We start from the raw sequence: 15,652 nt of genomic DNA, 5'->3' as shown, positions 1-15,652 counted from the left end.
TCACCCTTTTGCCAACAAATCTCTTCCAGCATTAATAGTCATTCTAGAACTATCAAACTCAACATTCTTCTTATTTGCTACTTCTAATAATGTTTTTTTTAATTCGTTCAGTGAAAGTGTTGTAATTTTTTCCAGCAAGTACAGTAACTCATGATTAGTAATTGGTGTAGCCTTGCCAATATATATCTTAGGAAATACAACCTCGCTCTGCCTTTCGCTATCATTCATCAACTCTTCATATAATTTTTCTCCAGTTCTAATACCTGTCTCAATTATTTTAATATCCTCCACTGAATATCCGGAAAGTTTAATAAGATTAGTAGCAAGATCATAAATCTTCACAGGTTCCCCCATATCTAATACAAATATCTCTCCACCATTTGCAAGAGTACCAGCTTGAATAACAAGTCTAGAAGCTTCTGGGATAGTCATGAAGTACCTGGTCATTCGCTTGTCTGTAATGGTAACTGGACCTCCAGCTGCTATTTGTTTCTTAAATAAAGGTACTACACTTCCTCTAGATCCAAGTACATTCCCAAAACGAACAGCTGCAAATTTGGTCTTACTACCCTTAGCAAGGTTTTGCACAATCATTTCTGCAAATCGTTTTGTAGCCCCCATCACGTTTGGTGGGTTGACAGCTTTATCCGTCGAAATTAAAACAAAATGCCCAACTTCGAAAGTATCTGCTGCTTCTGCAATATTTTTTGTTCCAAATACATTATTCTTAACAGCTTCCATTGGATTAGTTTCCATTAATGGAACATGTTTATGTGCTGCTGCATGATATATCACATCTGGTTTGTATTGTTGAATAACTTCAAATATTCTATCCCGATCTTGAACATCTGCAATAATTGGAATAACTTCAATTCCTTCTGAAACATTTTGTCGAAGTTCGTTAACGATATGGTAGATGGAGTTTTCTCCATGTCCAAGCAGTATAAGTTGATTTGGATTAAAACAAGCTACTTGTCGGCAAATCTCGGAACCTATCGAGCCACCAGCACCTGTTACTAATATCTTTTTTTCAGTAAGCTTTTCACTTATCGCTCTCATATCTAGTTCTACTTCTTCACGGCCAAGTAAATCCTCAATCTTCACTTCTCTCATTTCGCTTACAGAGAGTTTGCCAGTCATCACAGCTTCAATACTTGGCATGATTTTTACCTTTGCCTTCGTTTTTGAACAATGTTCAAAAATTTCTTTAATATCTTTTTTTGTTAAAGATGGAATCGCTATAATTATATGGTCAATAGCAAGGGATTCCACTATCTCAGGAATATCCTCTACAGTTCCTTTAACAGGGATATCTAACATTTTAAGTTTTTGTTTGTTTGGATCGTCATCAACAAAAGCTACAGGAATAAGATCGGAATTTTTTGATTGTCGCATTTGTTTTGCAAGAATTGTTCCTGCTTGTCCTGCACCTACAATAATCGATCGATATTTATGTTGGTTACTATTTTGCATTTTTTGTTCGCCAAAAACTCGAAGTGCAAATCGGGATCCACCAATAGCAATAATATGTATCATCCAAGTAACGGCCATGACTCGGAAATATATATCTTTTTGCACTGTATACTGCATTAAACTGGCAGCTCCGACTGAAATCGTAACTGAATAAACAATGGTTAACAATTCACTTACAGATGCAACACTCCAAATCCGATCATAAAGATGAAAGTAATAAGCAGCAATATGATGTGAAATTAGTAAAGTGATAGCACTTATTATGAGAGTTGGTAGTGAATAAACCGTCAGTGTTGGATGTAATAAAAAATAACTAAAGAAAATAGCTGTCAATACAATGATGGAATCTAATACTATAAATGCAGCAATTCTTTGTCTATACCCCATTATTTTCCTCCTACTTGTTTGTTTTTAAAATACAATCTTTAACTGATTATTGAGCCAATGACCTTGCTAATTGCAATATAATTTAAAATATAGGAGAGTCATTTTTTAATGTACAATTGGCTTTATAGAAGTATAATAATAGAACGATTGCTTATAATATTTCCCTTTATATAAACGCAAGAATAACATCAAACAACACAGCACTTATTATTCGAATAACCATATTAATTTTGATTTCCTCCTAATAACTCTTAAGTCACATAGATCAAGAGTTTTTTCGTTTACAATATCATCTTGTGGGAATTACTATTTGATATTGCATAAATAATTGATATTGTTAATAATGGCACAATTGTTGCCCCAATTACTGAGTCGTTGAATATAGCTTGAATGAGAAATGCTCCCCAACCCAAAAAGAATGCCAATACTATAGGAGAATCTTTGCTTTTTATTACAAACTTCAATAGCTTAAGCGTATATGTTGAAAGTATTAGTATGAAACTAATTAAACCAAATAATCCGGTACCATACATAATTCCAAGATATAAATTATGCGGCTTGTCAATTAAAGTATTTTCATCATATATTCCAGACCTCTTGTTAATATCATTCTGCGGAAAATGGTATGTCAAAGTATCTAGGCCATAACCTAAAATGGGCTTTTCTTTAATTAATTCTAAAACGTTTGACCAAATATACGTTCGTCCGGATCCAGCAGAATAATACCGTTCAGTTAATGTTGGTAATTCTAAATTAACATCTGCAGCTGAAACTTTGTAATTTTTAAAACTTAAATCTTCTAAAGTTCCCTCAAGTTCAACAAAAGGATTAGTTTTTATAAAGAAACCTAATGACTCGTCCCATACTTTTTGATTTTGTTTTGCAAGAACCCCTGTTGAAATGGTAGTTAGAATGATAAAAATTCCTAGCCATATAATCGATTCCTTTTTGTTTTTCTTCATAAAAATTATAATTATTACTAGTAACATCATTATGATTAAAGTGATAAATCCACTTGTTGAAATAGAAGCAAGTATAGTCAAAAATGCTGCTGTAGCAGTTAGAAGATTAACCACTTTAGATTTAACCGAACCATGAAATAGAGTTAAAGCTAAAAAGATAATTGCCATAACTGCCGAGTACCCACTCATGTAATTCCATTGATTCAGAGTCCCTGTTAAAACTGCCCCCTCACTAAGGGTTATGCCATCCTTTAAAAATAGAGTAAACAATTTTTCTACTCTTGAATTATGCAAAATATTAATTCCATATAAATTAAGAATCGCTATAACCATATTTATCCAAACAAACGGGTATAAGGCGTATACTAATTTATTTAATGCATTTTTAGGGTAAGTTATATTTAATGCAACAATCATTAAAACTATATAGGAGATAAATGTAATAGCTCCATCATGGCGGTTATACATTCCCCAAAGTGCAATAGACTTGTACTCTGCAAAAACTACAGAAAGTGTTAGAGCAACAATAAAAGCAACAAGTGAAAACGTTAATACGTTTAATTTTAGTTTGTAATTTAAAAAATATATTTTATAAAGCAATAATACTAAAGTAGCTATTGATATTATTAATAACAAAATAAGCTTAAAATAAGTAAAGAAATCTAATTGATAACCAGTACTCGTAATTCCTGAACCAGAAATTAATGGACTAACAAACAATTTTGCTTTTGCACCAATTAATATTGGAATTAGTGCCAATGCAGTTATAAAAGCCCAAAATATTATTCGATCAATTTTTTCTATAGAAGCTCTATCTTCTAGCTCATCTCTCTTAATTGATATTCTGCTTACATTCAATTTGCTCATGTTGTCGATCCTTTCTTATTACTTAAAGAATCTTTTAATTTGGTTACCTCTGCCTTAAAAGACTCATCAATCGGAAGTGTCAGCAATTGATTAATTACTGTAATTGCATCTTCATATTGTTCGTTATATGATAATACTAGGGCGTATTGATACATAAAATCTTCATTTTCAACTAAAAATGGGTTTAGATCCATACTTTTAGTATACATAGGTAGTGCCGCTTCATAATTACCGTTATTTAAATATGAAAAGGCAAGTCCATAAGAAATATTGAAATCCATATTGTATGTTTCATGTAATTTACTTAATGGTTCTATGATTGGCTCTGTCTCACCTTTTTGAAGATATGTATTTGTTTCCTGGTACAATAAGAAGTCTCTTTGTAATTTGTTATTTTGATTTTGAGCTTCATTTTGAATGAAAACTAGGGTAGCTGCAATCAACAATATAAAACCAGCAATGAAGTAATTAGTATAATCCCGTTTTTCTTTTGAAAAAAATTTTTTTTGATTAATCATTATTCCAATATCTCCTCAATACGACATATATCTTTAAAATTATACCATATAATATGTTTAGTTTCGACAGAATTCATAGAAGTACAGAGAATCTACGGCCCTGTTTTATCTTCTTTTATTAGATTTAATATTCCATTTCCACAATTAAATTCTACAGAAATTTTTATTTTATGAGAAAAACTGGTCAAAGGAGATGTCCTGTCCTTTATCGTCAAAACCTTATCGTTTTTGAAGAGTTTTAGACAAATATTTTGCTATACCATGCTAAACTTTTAATGATATTGGTTGTGATCTTCTTTACAATCAATATTATTTTTTGGGTGATTTTATGGCGTTTGTCTGTCTGTCAACACATTCAACTCTTAGGTACAGGTTCGTTGTTTTTTAGATATCTAGAGAAAATAGGTTATCCAAAGCATAAAAGAAAATCTAGAAGATTATATCGTTAACTTTTTCAACTGCTTTTTAAGTAAAAATTACTATTTCTCTTAATTTTTACTACTATAAATTAATATTAACTTTCTTCTTCTTTCATTACTGAATAGTACTCAAATTCAACTGGCCCTTTTATTACTATATATTAACTTTGATTCCTATTATTCACTAAGATAGTGATTATTGTAATCATATCATTGAGTACAACACATTATATTGTTAAAAGTAGTGGGTGTGCATAGGAAATGGAAATTAACAGTTCTAATTATTTAATCCAGTCTCATAAATCCAATGTATAAGGTACATTATCTATCCTTTCTCATCTAATAAGAAAAAACGTACAAAACACCCCGTTTAACCTTATTTACATATTCAATAATAACTTACATGGATGATTCTGCTTAGCATGAAATATTCGTAATATAATACCCTTTGAAGTAGTATCCTTTTAAAGAATATAGCATGAACGTAGAGTTAAGCTACATTTTTTCCTTACATTACAAAAAAAGACCCTTTAGAAACTAGCTCTAAAGGGTCTTATTTTCAAACTAATGATTAAATTAGTAGTTTACAATTTTGTCATCAGCTTCAGGAGTAAATTTAACGCCATATGCATTAGTTACACCTTTAACATCAATAACAGTTAATACACCACTTAATTTATTATCTCCGCCAGCAGCACCTTCAACATAACCGAAAGTTACATTAAATCCAGTTGTACCAGCAGTAAATTTAGTTAAGTTTGTATTGTTAGTGAATGTAGCTTTAGTTCCGTCTCCATCAACTACAGTAATAGTCGCATTGTTAGCTACTTTTGTAGAATCTACAACCCCATTAAATAAAGGTTTAGAATTGAATACTACAGTATCTCCCATTAGTACTGAATCATTTGATGTTGCTGTATTAGTAATAGCACCAATAGAGAAAGCACCTTCAGTAACATTTAAGAATTCACCAACATCAGTTGTTTCAACTGCTACGCCAACTGGTTTTTGAACAGCTTCAAATTTAGTAATAGTATTTTGATCTACGTTTGTTACATAGCTCCAAGTACCATTAGATGAAACAGTTGTTTTCCCTAAGAATACACGTGAAGTACCAACGATTTTGTATACATGAAGATCGTAACCAGCGTTACCTAAACCTTCTAAAGCAATAGTATCATCATCTGTACGGAATGAATCTGTTGAATTTTCTTTGCCAGTAACAAAGAATTTTTCACTGAATTCTAAGTCAGATACTACTTTATTAAATACAATACGTAGATCTGATGCAGTTGTTTTGTTATATGTGCCAGTAACTTTATCTCCAATATTTAAGAAAGTTTTAAAGCTATCTACAGTTAATGGTAGAGAACTTTCATTAAATAAAGTGTCACCAGTTTTAATCAAGTATTTTTTATTGTTTGCAACAAAATAGTTATTTGCAGCATCAACATAAGTTAATTCAGCATCTACTAATGAAGCTGAAGCAGGCACTTCATAGAAGTATAATGTTCCAGTCTTTTTAGATTCTTCAGCTTGACCATTAAACATTTTACGGAATTCTACTTTACCAGTTTGAGTAGTTGCTGCGTTTCCAGCAGATACTACAACACTTACTTGACCACTAGTATTTGGAGTTGCTGAATATACAGTGTATGCTACACCGTCGATAGTTTCAGATCCTACTGAAGAAGGTGTAGTACCTTGGATTGAAACAGCAGTTAAGTTTGCAGGTACTAGAACATTCACTGTTGATTGTGAAGGTTGACCATTTGTTTGTTTGAAACTTGCAACTAAAGGAACATTTTTCCCAAGTTCACTTCTTACAGCTGAACCATCTACAGCAACGTTAGAAATAACAGATGAAGCAGGAGTTGTGAAAGAAACTTTAGTACCTTTATAAGTTAAAGTATAAGTTTTTCCAGCTTCTTGTTTAGTAGTTGATAATGTTACTGTTTTACCGTCTTTAGCTAGAGAAGCACTTGTTACTGCTAATCCATTATCAAAAGTAAATTCTGAAGATTCGATAGCTGTAACAGCTTTGTTTAATTTCACTTCTACTGTATTATCATTTACACGAGTAGCTGAAAGTACTGTTAAAGGTAATGATGTTGCAACATCATCTACTGATTTTTGTAATGAAGTTTCCCATTTAAGAACGTTTGCATCAAGAATAGCTTGAGCATCAGCTAATTTTTTAGCAGCGTCAACTAATTTACCAGCTTTGATGTCAGCAGCTGCTGCTTTTGCTAACATACTAACAGTAACGTCATTTTTAACGTCAGCAACTAATTTCTCAATAGCTGGTTTAACTGCGTTACGGATGCCGTCACGAGTAGACTGACCATATACACGGTCAAGAAGTTTAGCTTGTTTACGGTACTCAGCAGTTGCTGTGTGGTAAGCCGCTTCAACTTTCTCGATGTCATTTGTTTTGATAGCAGCCTCAAGAGCAGCTGTTAATTCTTTAATTTTTTCACTTGAAGTGATTGCATCGATGTAAGCTTGTGCGCGTTTAACTTGTAATTTTGGTTCAACAAGTTTAGCTGCAATGCTTAATTTTTCAGATGCAGAAGCTTTTTTTGCTGCTGCTTCTGCTGCTGCGATTGCTTTTTTAGCAGCATTGTATTGATCGTATGGACGTGTTACGTAGTTAGCAGAACCTTCTACTGAGATAGCCCATTTTAATACTGTACCTGCATTTTGTGCGTCTGTTACTAATTGGTTTACATTTGTTGCTGCGTCAGCTTGTTGTGCTGGTGCTGCTGCAACGAATGCTGAAGCTGCTACTGCAGTTGAAGCTGCAATTTTGATAGCTTTTTTCTTCATAAACTTGTGATCTCCCTTCGCTTGTGTGGTGCAATTTTTTGTAGTGTGTAATGCCGGTCGCTGATCGCGTCCAATATCGTCACCCTAACTAATATATGAGTATACAAAACTCATATGCTAAAATCAACTAAAAATCCTAAAAGATTTCCAGTTTTTTTCGAAGATGACATTTTGGAAGCACCAAGGACACTATTACATATTCCATATTACAGTAATGTATCCAATAACGCTAGTTTTTTTTTTGAATAATTTTTACTATTTTTTAGGTTAATAGATTTCCTTTATTTTAATCAAAGTATATTCACATTAAAAACTTTTAAATTTTTTTTAGTTTTATTGAATTTATTGCGTGCATTTTATTTAATATGTGTTATGATGTACTGTATAGAAGGTTACTTATAGATGTGTAACGCCGTAAACTTGTTTGTACATTCATTAGTGTGCAGCCTTCTACTTCCTTCGTTTTATCGCTCAAGAAAAGAAGCATCTGAACATCGGATGCTTCTTTTCTTATTTTATCGGGGCTTTGATCTAATGATCAAAGCCTCTTTTTTATTTGTCTTGCAAATATTAGTCCTCCTATTAAACTGGCATTACCTACTAACGCTAGCGCTGTGATTGTCTTCTCTAAGTTTGCAAGTGCTAGATAATGTGTGGAATTATTGAATTTTTTAATATGTTTCGTTATATTTTCGGTAAAAGATGGGTTTGGTTCATGACTCCTCCACCGGTAATGATAAAATCAGATACACATGCCAGCACCATTTGATATATTCCTTTAGCTATTTAGCATGATTTTATCTCAGCATGTTTTTATCTCAGCATGTTTTTATCCACCTTTTCATTAGTAGAAAAGTATCGAGTGTTGAATAGAAGGAACTACAGTAGAATTGTTTAAATATTTTTGCCCATTAAAGTTATGTTACAGAGGTCAATTCCGGAAATCTTGTTGTTAAAAATCTATTTATTTAGACATCTTCATCAATTAGAACGTAAATAGTTTGTAATGGACCATGGACTCCTACTACTAAATAACTTTCGATATCTGCTGAGTTACTTGGACCGGTAATGTAATTAATACAGGTCGGAAAAGGTTCTCCTTGTTTAATACGTTCACTTAAGGTTCTCATGCTTTCCTGTAATCTTGGAATAATAGAATCTGTTGGGATTAGTACGATATGAATTTCCGGTAATAGGCTGACAGATCTTCCCTTGTTATGTTCGTTTAGAAGGACGACTGTGCCGGATTCAGCTAATGCATGGTCACAATAGGAGAGTCCGATTGTTGCTTGTTCTGCATTTTGGATATTTTGGGAGCCAAGTGCTGGGTTCCAAGGTGTTGTATTAGCTTTGAGCCATTGAACTAATTCCGCGTTTCCTCTTTCTATAGAAGAAAGCACTTTTTCTGAGTGAGTATCTTTTATAAGTTCAGTTAAGGTTTCGATAAGATTTGTTTGTGTTGTTTCTATTATATCTGCTCGGATAAGCTTGGCAGATTCAATGAATACTTGTTTCAAAGAATTTGTTTCGATTGCACTATAAACACTTGAAATAGGTAGTTCTACTTTGTTTCTTTGTAGTTTAGTCACCCTTCGTTTCCTCCCGTTCTTTCATCCAATCTCGGAAACGACTTTGTTTTGGTGCGGGGAAGTCCCGACTATTCGTCCATTCTTTTAAGAGACCAGGACCATTTGATATAGTTTGTTTGTTTTTTAGTAGCATTTTGAGACTAACTGCGGCCATTTTAGAGCCTCCTGTATAAACAGAGTTTGTAGATGCACCGAAACCAAACGCTTTCATCATAAGGCGTTCACTAATAGGTGCTTTCCCTTCTGTTTCTACTATTACTTGACGATGCTTAAGTAGTAGGCTATGCAATGGAATTTTCACTGGACAAACATCTGTACATGCTCCACAAAGTGTTGATGCGTATGGTAGTTCTTTGTGATCCTCGTAGCCATCGAGTAGCGGAGTGAGTACCGCACCAACTGGCCCTGGATAGATAGAGCCATATGCATGACCACCGATATGACGATATACCGGGCAAACATTTAAGCATGCTCCGCAGCGAATGCACTGGAGAATTTCTTGAAAGTCAGTACCTAGAATTTTAGAGCGACCATTGTCAACGATAACGACATGTAACTCCTCTGGTCCATCGACTTCCTCTTGCTTTTTAGGTCCTGTGAGTAGTGTTACATAGCTTGTAATTCGTTGTCCGACAGAAGCTCTTGTTAGTAAAGACACCATAACGTCTAAGTCTTCGAAGGTGGGTACGAGCCGCTCCATACCCATAACGGTTATTTGGGTTTTAGGGATAGTCGTGACTAAGCGGGCGTTTCCTTCATTTGTAACGAGGCAGATTGATCCGCTTTCTGCGACTCCAAAATTACAGCCTGTTATCCCTAAATCAGCTTCTAGGAATTTTTCTCGAAGTGTATAGCGTGCGTGCTTCGCTAGTTCTTCTGGATCTGCTGACTTTTTGTAATTTAGTTTTTCCACAAAAACGTCTCGGATTTGTTCTTTCTTCTTATGTAATGCGGGCACAACGATATGCGATGGCGAGTCATGATCATCGATTTGAAGTATATATTCCCCTAGGTCCGTTTCCACTACCTCGCAACCTATTGACTCAAGTGCAGCGTTTAGTCCAATTTCTTCCGTGACCATCGATTTAGATTTAACAATTTTTTGGGCGTTTTTTTGTTGGGCGATTTGTTTAATATAGTTCGTTGCCTCTACGTCATCCTTTGCGAAGAATACATGACCTCCACTTTTTGTTACCTGTTCACTGAATTGCTCTAAATAGTGTGCGAGATTATTTACGGTATGTTGGCGAATTTCTTGCCCTGCTTCGCGCCATTTTTCCCATTCTCCAAGTTGCTCGGTTGCTAAGTCTCGCCTTGTTCCAAGTCCATCCTGTGCACTAGAAACTGCTTTTCTCATAAAATCATTATTTAACTCGGATGTTAGACGTTGTTTGAATGGACCTGGTTTTATTTTGAGTGGCATTTTATCCCTCCATTCCTCGGTTAAGTACTTCTGCGATATGCAATACTTCGATTGACTGTTGTTCTCTGGAAAGTCGCCCACCAATATTCATGAGACAGCCACAGTCCGCCCCTATTAAATAATCCGTATTAGCTTGTTTAATATGTTCCACCTTTTCTTTCACCATTTCCGCGGAGATATCTCCCATCTTGACGGAGAATGTACCACCAAAGCCGCAGCACTGACTTTGACCAGTAAGTGACTGGATTGTCAGGTTGTCAACATTATTCAATAGTAGCTTTGGCTCTTCTTTTGCTCCGAGAAGTCTTGTCATATGACAGGATGTATGGAAGACTGCTGTTCCTGGGAGTGATGTATCTATTTTGGTTACGCCTAATACATGGACGATGAATTGGGTTAGTTCGTATGTTTTGGATGCGACTTTTTTGGCTATTGCGTGCCATTTTGGATCATCCATGAAGACGTGTTCATATTCTTTCAGCATGAGTGCGCATGAGCCAGAAGGGGAGACGATGTATTCGGCGTGCTGGAACGTTTCGAGTAAATGGATCATTGCCGGTTTTGCTTCGTGCACATAGCCACTATTGTATGCTGGCTGACCACAGCATATTTGGGCTGGCGGAAAGTCGATTTTACAGCCGAGTTTTTCGAGTAGTTCTACGGTTGCGATGCCTACGTTTGGTTGGAATAGGTCGACTAGGCAGGTGGAGAATAGGGTGACATGTATAGTCATAGGTGGTCTTCCTTTCTGAAAAAGCCGCTTCTTGTGGGAAGCGACTTTTTGGTTTATATTGAATGGTCTCTTTTGTGATCAGGATAGTTATACTAATTAGTAATGCTGTTGATTTCCGTTGCAGGCGGACGCTTTCCGCGGGCGAGGCCGAGTCTCCTCAGTCGCTATGCTCCCTGAGGGGTCTCGACTTTCTCGCTAATCCCGCTGGAGTCGCCGCCTTCCACTCCAATCAATAAAACGGGTAGTATTCTATTAAATAATGAAATAGAGCATTTAGATAAAACACGATGAAATTACAATTCATATTAATGACAATCGAGTTAATACCTCGTAAACCATCAAAAATAATATGCTTTAACCGAACATATACAAAGAATTAAATAACAGCAATAACTCTTGCAACAATACTTTAGTATTATCTAGTAAATGCTGCGGCTACTCCTCCGTCTACGGTTAGCATACAGCCTGTTGTTTTGGCTGATTTGCTAGAAGCGAAGTAAGCTATAGCTTCTGCGATATCTCTTGGGTAGATATTTTCTTTTAGGACAGTTCGTTCTCTATAATGATTTTCTAGGTCGTCCGGTTCGATGCCATATGCTGCTGCTCGTTCTTCGCGCCATTTCGATCCCCATATGGCAGAGCCTTGTAGGACTGCATCTGGCAATACTGAGTTTGCTCTGATTCCGAAGTCGCCACCTTCTGCAGCTATGCAGCGTGCAAGGTGGACTTCTAGTGCTTTGACCGCGCTATATGCAGATGCGTTTTTGCCGGCATAGATAGAGTTTTTGGAGCCAATGAAAATCATACTACCGCCTTTCCCTTGTGCTTTCATCACTTTAAATGCTTCTCTGGAGACGAGGAAGTATCCTGTTCCGAGAACATTCATATTTAGATTCCATTCTTTTAAGGTTGTTTCTTCGAATGGGCTGGATGTCGCAAGACCTGCATTGTTTACTAGGATGTCTACACCGCCATATGTTCGGTTCACTAATTGGAATGCTGAAATGATTTGATCTTCATCAGTTACATCCATTTTCACTGCTGTTGCTCTGCCTTCTCCGTTTGAAGCATTTATTTCGGCAGCAACTTCTTCTGCTCCTTCTAGGTTTAAGTCAGCTAGGACGACATGTGCTCCTTGAGAAGCTAATAGACGGCATGTTTCACTACCGATTCCTCCTGCTCCTCCAGTGACGAATGCAACTTTTCGAGAGAACTCGGCTTCTTTGGGTGCAAGTGAAAGCTTATATAATTCCAATGGCCAGTATTCTATGGCAAAAGATTCTTCTGCAGAAAGAGATGTGAAACCACCAAGAGCATCTGAACCTTTCATGACAGAAATAGCTCGGTGGTAAAGTGCGCCACTCACAAGGGCAGATGCCTTGTCTTTTCCGGTGTTAATCATCCCGATTCCTGGGATAAGGATGACCCTAGGTGATGGGTCGAACATGTTATCGCCTGAGGATGCATAAGCTTCAAAGTATTTTCGGTATTCTGCTTTGTACGTTTCAATACTTGTTTTAATCGTTTCTAGATTTCCATCCCAGTCTATGAAAAGTGGGACCCGTTTTGTGTGCACTAAATGATCTGGACAGGCTGCTCCGACTTGGGAAAGTGAGGCAGCACGTTCGCTATTGACGAATTCCAGTACTTCGTCTGAGTCATCATATGTTACGATTTGACCTTGGTTTGTTGAAACGAGTCCTCTTATGTATGGAAGGATTTCGTTTAATGTCTGAAGTCTTTTTTCTTGAGGCACTGTTTCTGTTGATTGTCCGCCGAATGCAGGATGTTGTTTTAATTTGTGATCAATATAGGCTTTTGCTTCATTAATAATGTCGATTGTTTTATCATAGCTTTCTCGTGCTGTGTCTCCCCAAACGACTAGACCGTGTTTTTCCATTAGGACTAACTCAGCATTCGGATTGTTTTGTACACCTTCTGCAATCATTTTAGATAGGAGAAAACCAGGACGTATATAAGGTACCCATACGAAACGGTCTCCGAATATTTCTTTTGCTATTTCCCTGCCATTTGGTGCACAGCAAATACTGATGATGCTGTCGGGATGCGTATGGTCTACATGTTTATATGGAAGAAACGCATGTAAAAGCGTCTCGATGGAGGCACGTGGATGCGATTTGTCGAGCATGCAATGACTTAAATAGTCAACCATTTCTTCATCTGTCATATCTTCGCGTTGTTGAAGAGGGAGAATATGCTCTAATTGAAGTGCAGTGAAGTTGGATTCTTTCATCGTAGCGAGGTCAGAACCGCTCCCCTTTACCCACATTACTTCGACTTCGATACCTCGAAAATCGGTTGCGGTTGTTTTGAAGGAGGTATTTCCCCCTCCCCAGTTACAAACGCGACGATCGGTGCCGATTAAGTTCGAGCGGTAAGTAAGTTCTTCTAATGTATTGGATTGTACAGATTTATCGGATGTGTTCCATAGGTTTTCTATCATATTTTTTCTCCCCTTTCAGGTGGTTTAGGTCGTGCATTATAGATGATTGCTCTGTAAAAAATGTGCTGAACTGTTTGTACATATCAAATAATTGGTTGTAAATGTTCGCGTTATCTTTGTTCGGTTTATAAATGATTGTTTCATTGGACGCCATATGTCGGATAGCTCTCGGAAAGGAGTCGTATTCACCTGCTGCGACTGCTCCTAGGATAGCTGCTCCTAATGCTGGTGCTTGGTCGGTTTGTACAACAGTTATTTCTTTTTGCAGGATGTCTGCATAAATCTGCATAAGTAGGTTGTTTTTATTTGGTATACCACCTGTTGCGATTACTTGGTTAATAGGGATTTCGTGCTTTTCAAATAAATCGATGATGACCTTTGTACCGAAAGCAGTTGCTTCAAGTAATGCTCGATATACTTCAGCTGGTGTTGTAGAGAGTTTTTCTCCAACTAAGGCACCCGATAAAGTTGTGTCTACGTATGGAGTTCTGCAGCCGTTATGCCAATCGAGTGCCAGAAGACCACTTTGTCCAGGTTGAAGTGCTTTAGCTTCATCGGAAAGTGTTTCGAAATTCGTTTGATAGTTTTTTAGAAAGTGGGCAAATAAATCACCGACTGCCGCCTGCCCTGCTTCGTATGCAAAATAGCCTGGTAGGATACCATCTTCGACTACACCACTAATACCAGGGACTAGCACTTCTTTGTCGCTAAGTAGTAAATGACAGGTGGACGTACCCATGACCATGACGAGCGTGCCTGGTTCACTTACTCCGGCTCCGGGAAGTGCCGCGTGGGCATCGATGATCCCTACAGCAACTGGTGTTCCTTCACGGAGTCCAATTATTTTACTCATTTCTTTTGTTAATGTACCAGCGAGTGTGCCGGATGACTGAACGTTCCCTTGTAATTTTGTTTTGTATATATTGTTTAAGGCGGGACTGATTTTTTGTAATGTTTCATTGTCGATAAATCCTGTTTCTTTATGCCATGTCCCTTTGTAGCCTGCAGAACAGCTGTTTCGAATAAGATTTCCTGTTAGTTTTGAAACGACCCAATCCCCTGCTTCGAGGAATAGATGAGTTTGGTTAAAAAGTGTTGGATCATCGTTTGCGATTTCTAACACTTTAGGAAGCATCCATTCCGATGAGATGGTACCACCGTAACGCTTGATCCATTGTTCTTGCTGTACGATTTTGTTTAGGTGTTTTGCTTCGTCTTCTGCTTCGTGGTGCTTCCACAGTTTGACGTATGCATGTGGGTTGTTTTCATGTTCTTTTGTTTCGCATAGCGGGTTTAGATTTTCGTCGACTGGCAGGATGGTAGATGATGTGAAGTCTAGTCCGATACCTACAATGTCGTTTAGGTTTAATTCTTTTATTACCTCCGGGATTGATTTTATGAGCACGTCTAGGTAGTCTTGTGGCACTTGGAGTGCGGTTTCTTTGCCTAGTGTACGGTTATTTAAATGCCCAGTGATGACGCCATGGGGGTAGGGCGTCACACTAGTAGCGACGATATCGCCGTTTTCGATGTTCACTAATATTACACGTCCTGATTCGGTTCCATAGTCAATGCCGATTGCATATTTCATGGTTTCACCTCTGTTTGTAGGCTGGATTATTGATAGTTGTAAAACATGGTTATGCGTTATTATCCTCTATTTATTCTAATAAAAGATTCTGTTGATTTCCGTTTCAGGCGGACGCTTTCCGCGGGCGAGGCCGAGCCTCCTCGTTCGCTAAGCTCCCTGCGGGGTCTCGACTTTCTCGCTTATCCCGCTGGAGTCGCCACCTTCCACTGCAATCAAATAATGCGAGCAGTACTCAACATGTTAATTAGAATTGAAACTTCCTATTAAACACGAAGAATATGCGGTAGCATATAAAATTTTTTTATCCGCAGCGGACAAGTTTGGTAGTAAGAAACTAATTACGAATAGAATCCTAACATGCCTTTAAACAAATATCAGCAAGATATAAAAATGCCAA

General features: G+C 36.9%; 9 protein-coding genes. All 9 read right to left on the bottom strand.

The annotated features are described in order from the left end of the window. The 9 genes from ACQCPR_RS03850 to ACQCPR_RS03810 all read right to left on the bottom strand — a co-directional run bounded on the left by ACQCPR_RS03850 (position 1) and on the right by ACQCPR_RS03810 (position 15,255). Positions 1-1,860 (bottom strand): polysaccharide biosynthesis protein, encoded by a 1,860-nt coding sequence (locus ACQCPR_RS03850; RefSeq protein WP_427138229.1) that lies wholly within the window; start codon positions 1,858-1,860, stop codon positions 1-3. Positions 1,861-2,141: 281 nt separating this feature from the next. After that, positions 2,142-3,689, bottom strand: coding sequence for an O-antigen ligase family protein (locus tag ACQCPR_RS03845; protein WP_427138228.1), 1,548 nt, complete (start codon positions 3,687-3,689; stop codon positions 2,142-2,144). Continuing rightward, the gene (locus ACQCPR_RS03840; protein WP_427138227.1) at positions 3,686-4,207 is read right to left on the bottom strand and encodes a tetratricopeptide repeat protein; all 522 of its coding nucleotides are present in this window, start codon (positions 4,205-4,207) and stop codon (positions 3,686-3,688) included. Before ACQCPR_RS03840 ends, ACQCPR_RS03845 begins: the two co-directional genes overlap by 4 nt. Positions 4,208-5,202: 995 nt before the next feature. After that, positions 5,203-7,455 carry a hypothetical protein gene (locus tag ACQCPR_RS03835; protein WP_340879073.1) on the bottom strand — a complete coding sequence of 751 codons (2,253 nt, stop codon included), beginning with the start codon at positions 7,453-7,455 and terminating at the stop codon, positions 5,203-5,205. A gap of 968 nt (positions 7,456-8,423) precedes the next feature. Continuing rightward, positions 8,424-9,044 (bottom strand): LutC/YkgG family protein, encoded by a 621-nt coding sequence (locus ACQCPR_RS03830; RefSeq protein WP_427138226.1) that lies wholly within the window; start codon positions 9,042-9,044, stop codon positions 8,424-8,426. Next, entirely contained in the window at positions 9,037-10,467 is a 1,431-nt protein-coding gene (locus tag ACQCPR_RS03825; protein WP_427138225.1) for a LutB/LldF family L-lactate oxidation iron-sulfur protein, read from the bottom strand. The genes ACQCPR_RS03830 and ACQCPR_RS03825 overlap by 8 nt, the downstream gene beginning before the upstream one ends. A 1-nt stretch (position 10,468) precedes the next feature. Further along, positions 10,469-11,200, bottom strand: coding sequence for a (Fe-S)-binding protein (locus ACQCPR_RS03820; RefSeq protein ID WP_427138224.1), 732 nt, complete (start codon positions 11,198-11,200; stop codon positions 10,469-10,471). Between the two features lie 415 nt (positions 11,201-11,615). Continuing rightward, complete coding sequence (locus ACQCPR_RS03815; RefSeq protein ID WP_427138223.1) at positions 11,616-13,664, bottom strand: bifunctional aldolase/short-chain dehydrogenase; 2,049 nt, start codon at positions 13,662-13,664, stop codon at positions 11,616-11,618. Beyond that, positions 13,633-15,255 (bottom strand): ribulokinase, encoded by a 1,623-nt coding sequence (locus tag ACQCPR_RS03810; RefSeq protein ID WP_427138222.1) that lies wholly within the window; start codon positions 15,253-15,255, stop codon positions 13,633-13,635. Before ACQCPR_RS03810 ends, ACQCPR_RS03815 begins: the two co-directional genes overlap by 32 nt. Between the last annotated feature and the right edge of the window lie 397 nt (positions 15,256-15,652).

Origin of the sequence: Psychrobacillus psychrodurans, from assembly GCF_050209195.1 — a bacterium.
GTDB classification, from domain to species: Bacteria; Bacillota; Bacilli; order Bacillales_A; family Planococcaceae; genus Psychrobacillus; species Psychrobacillus psychrodurans.
Note: the sequence above shows the minus strand (reverse complement) of the source record. Positions and strands in the feature narration are given on the sequence as shown.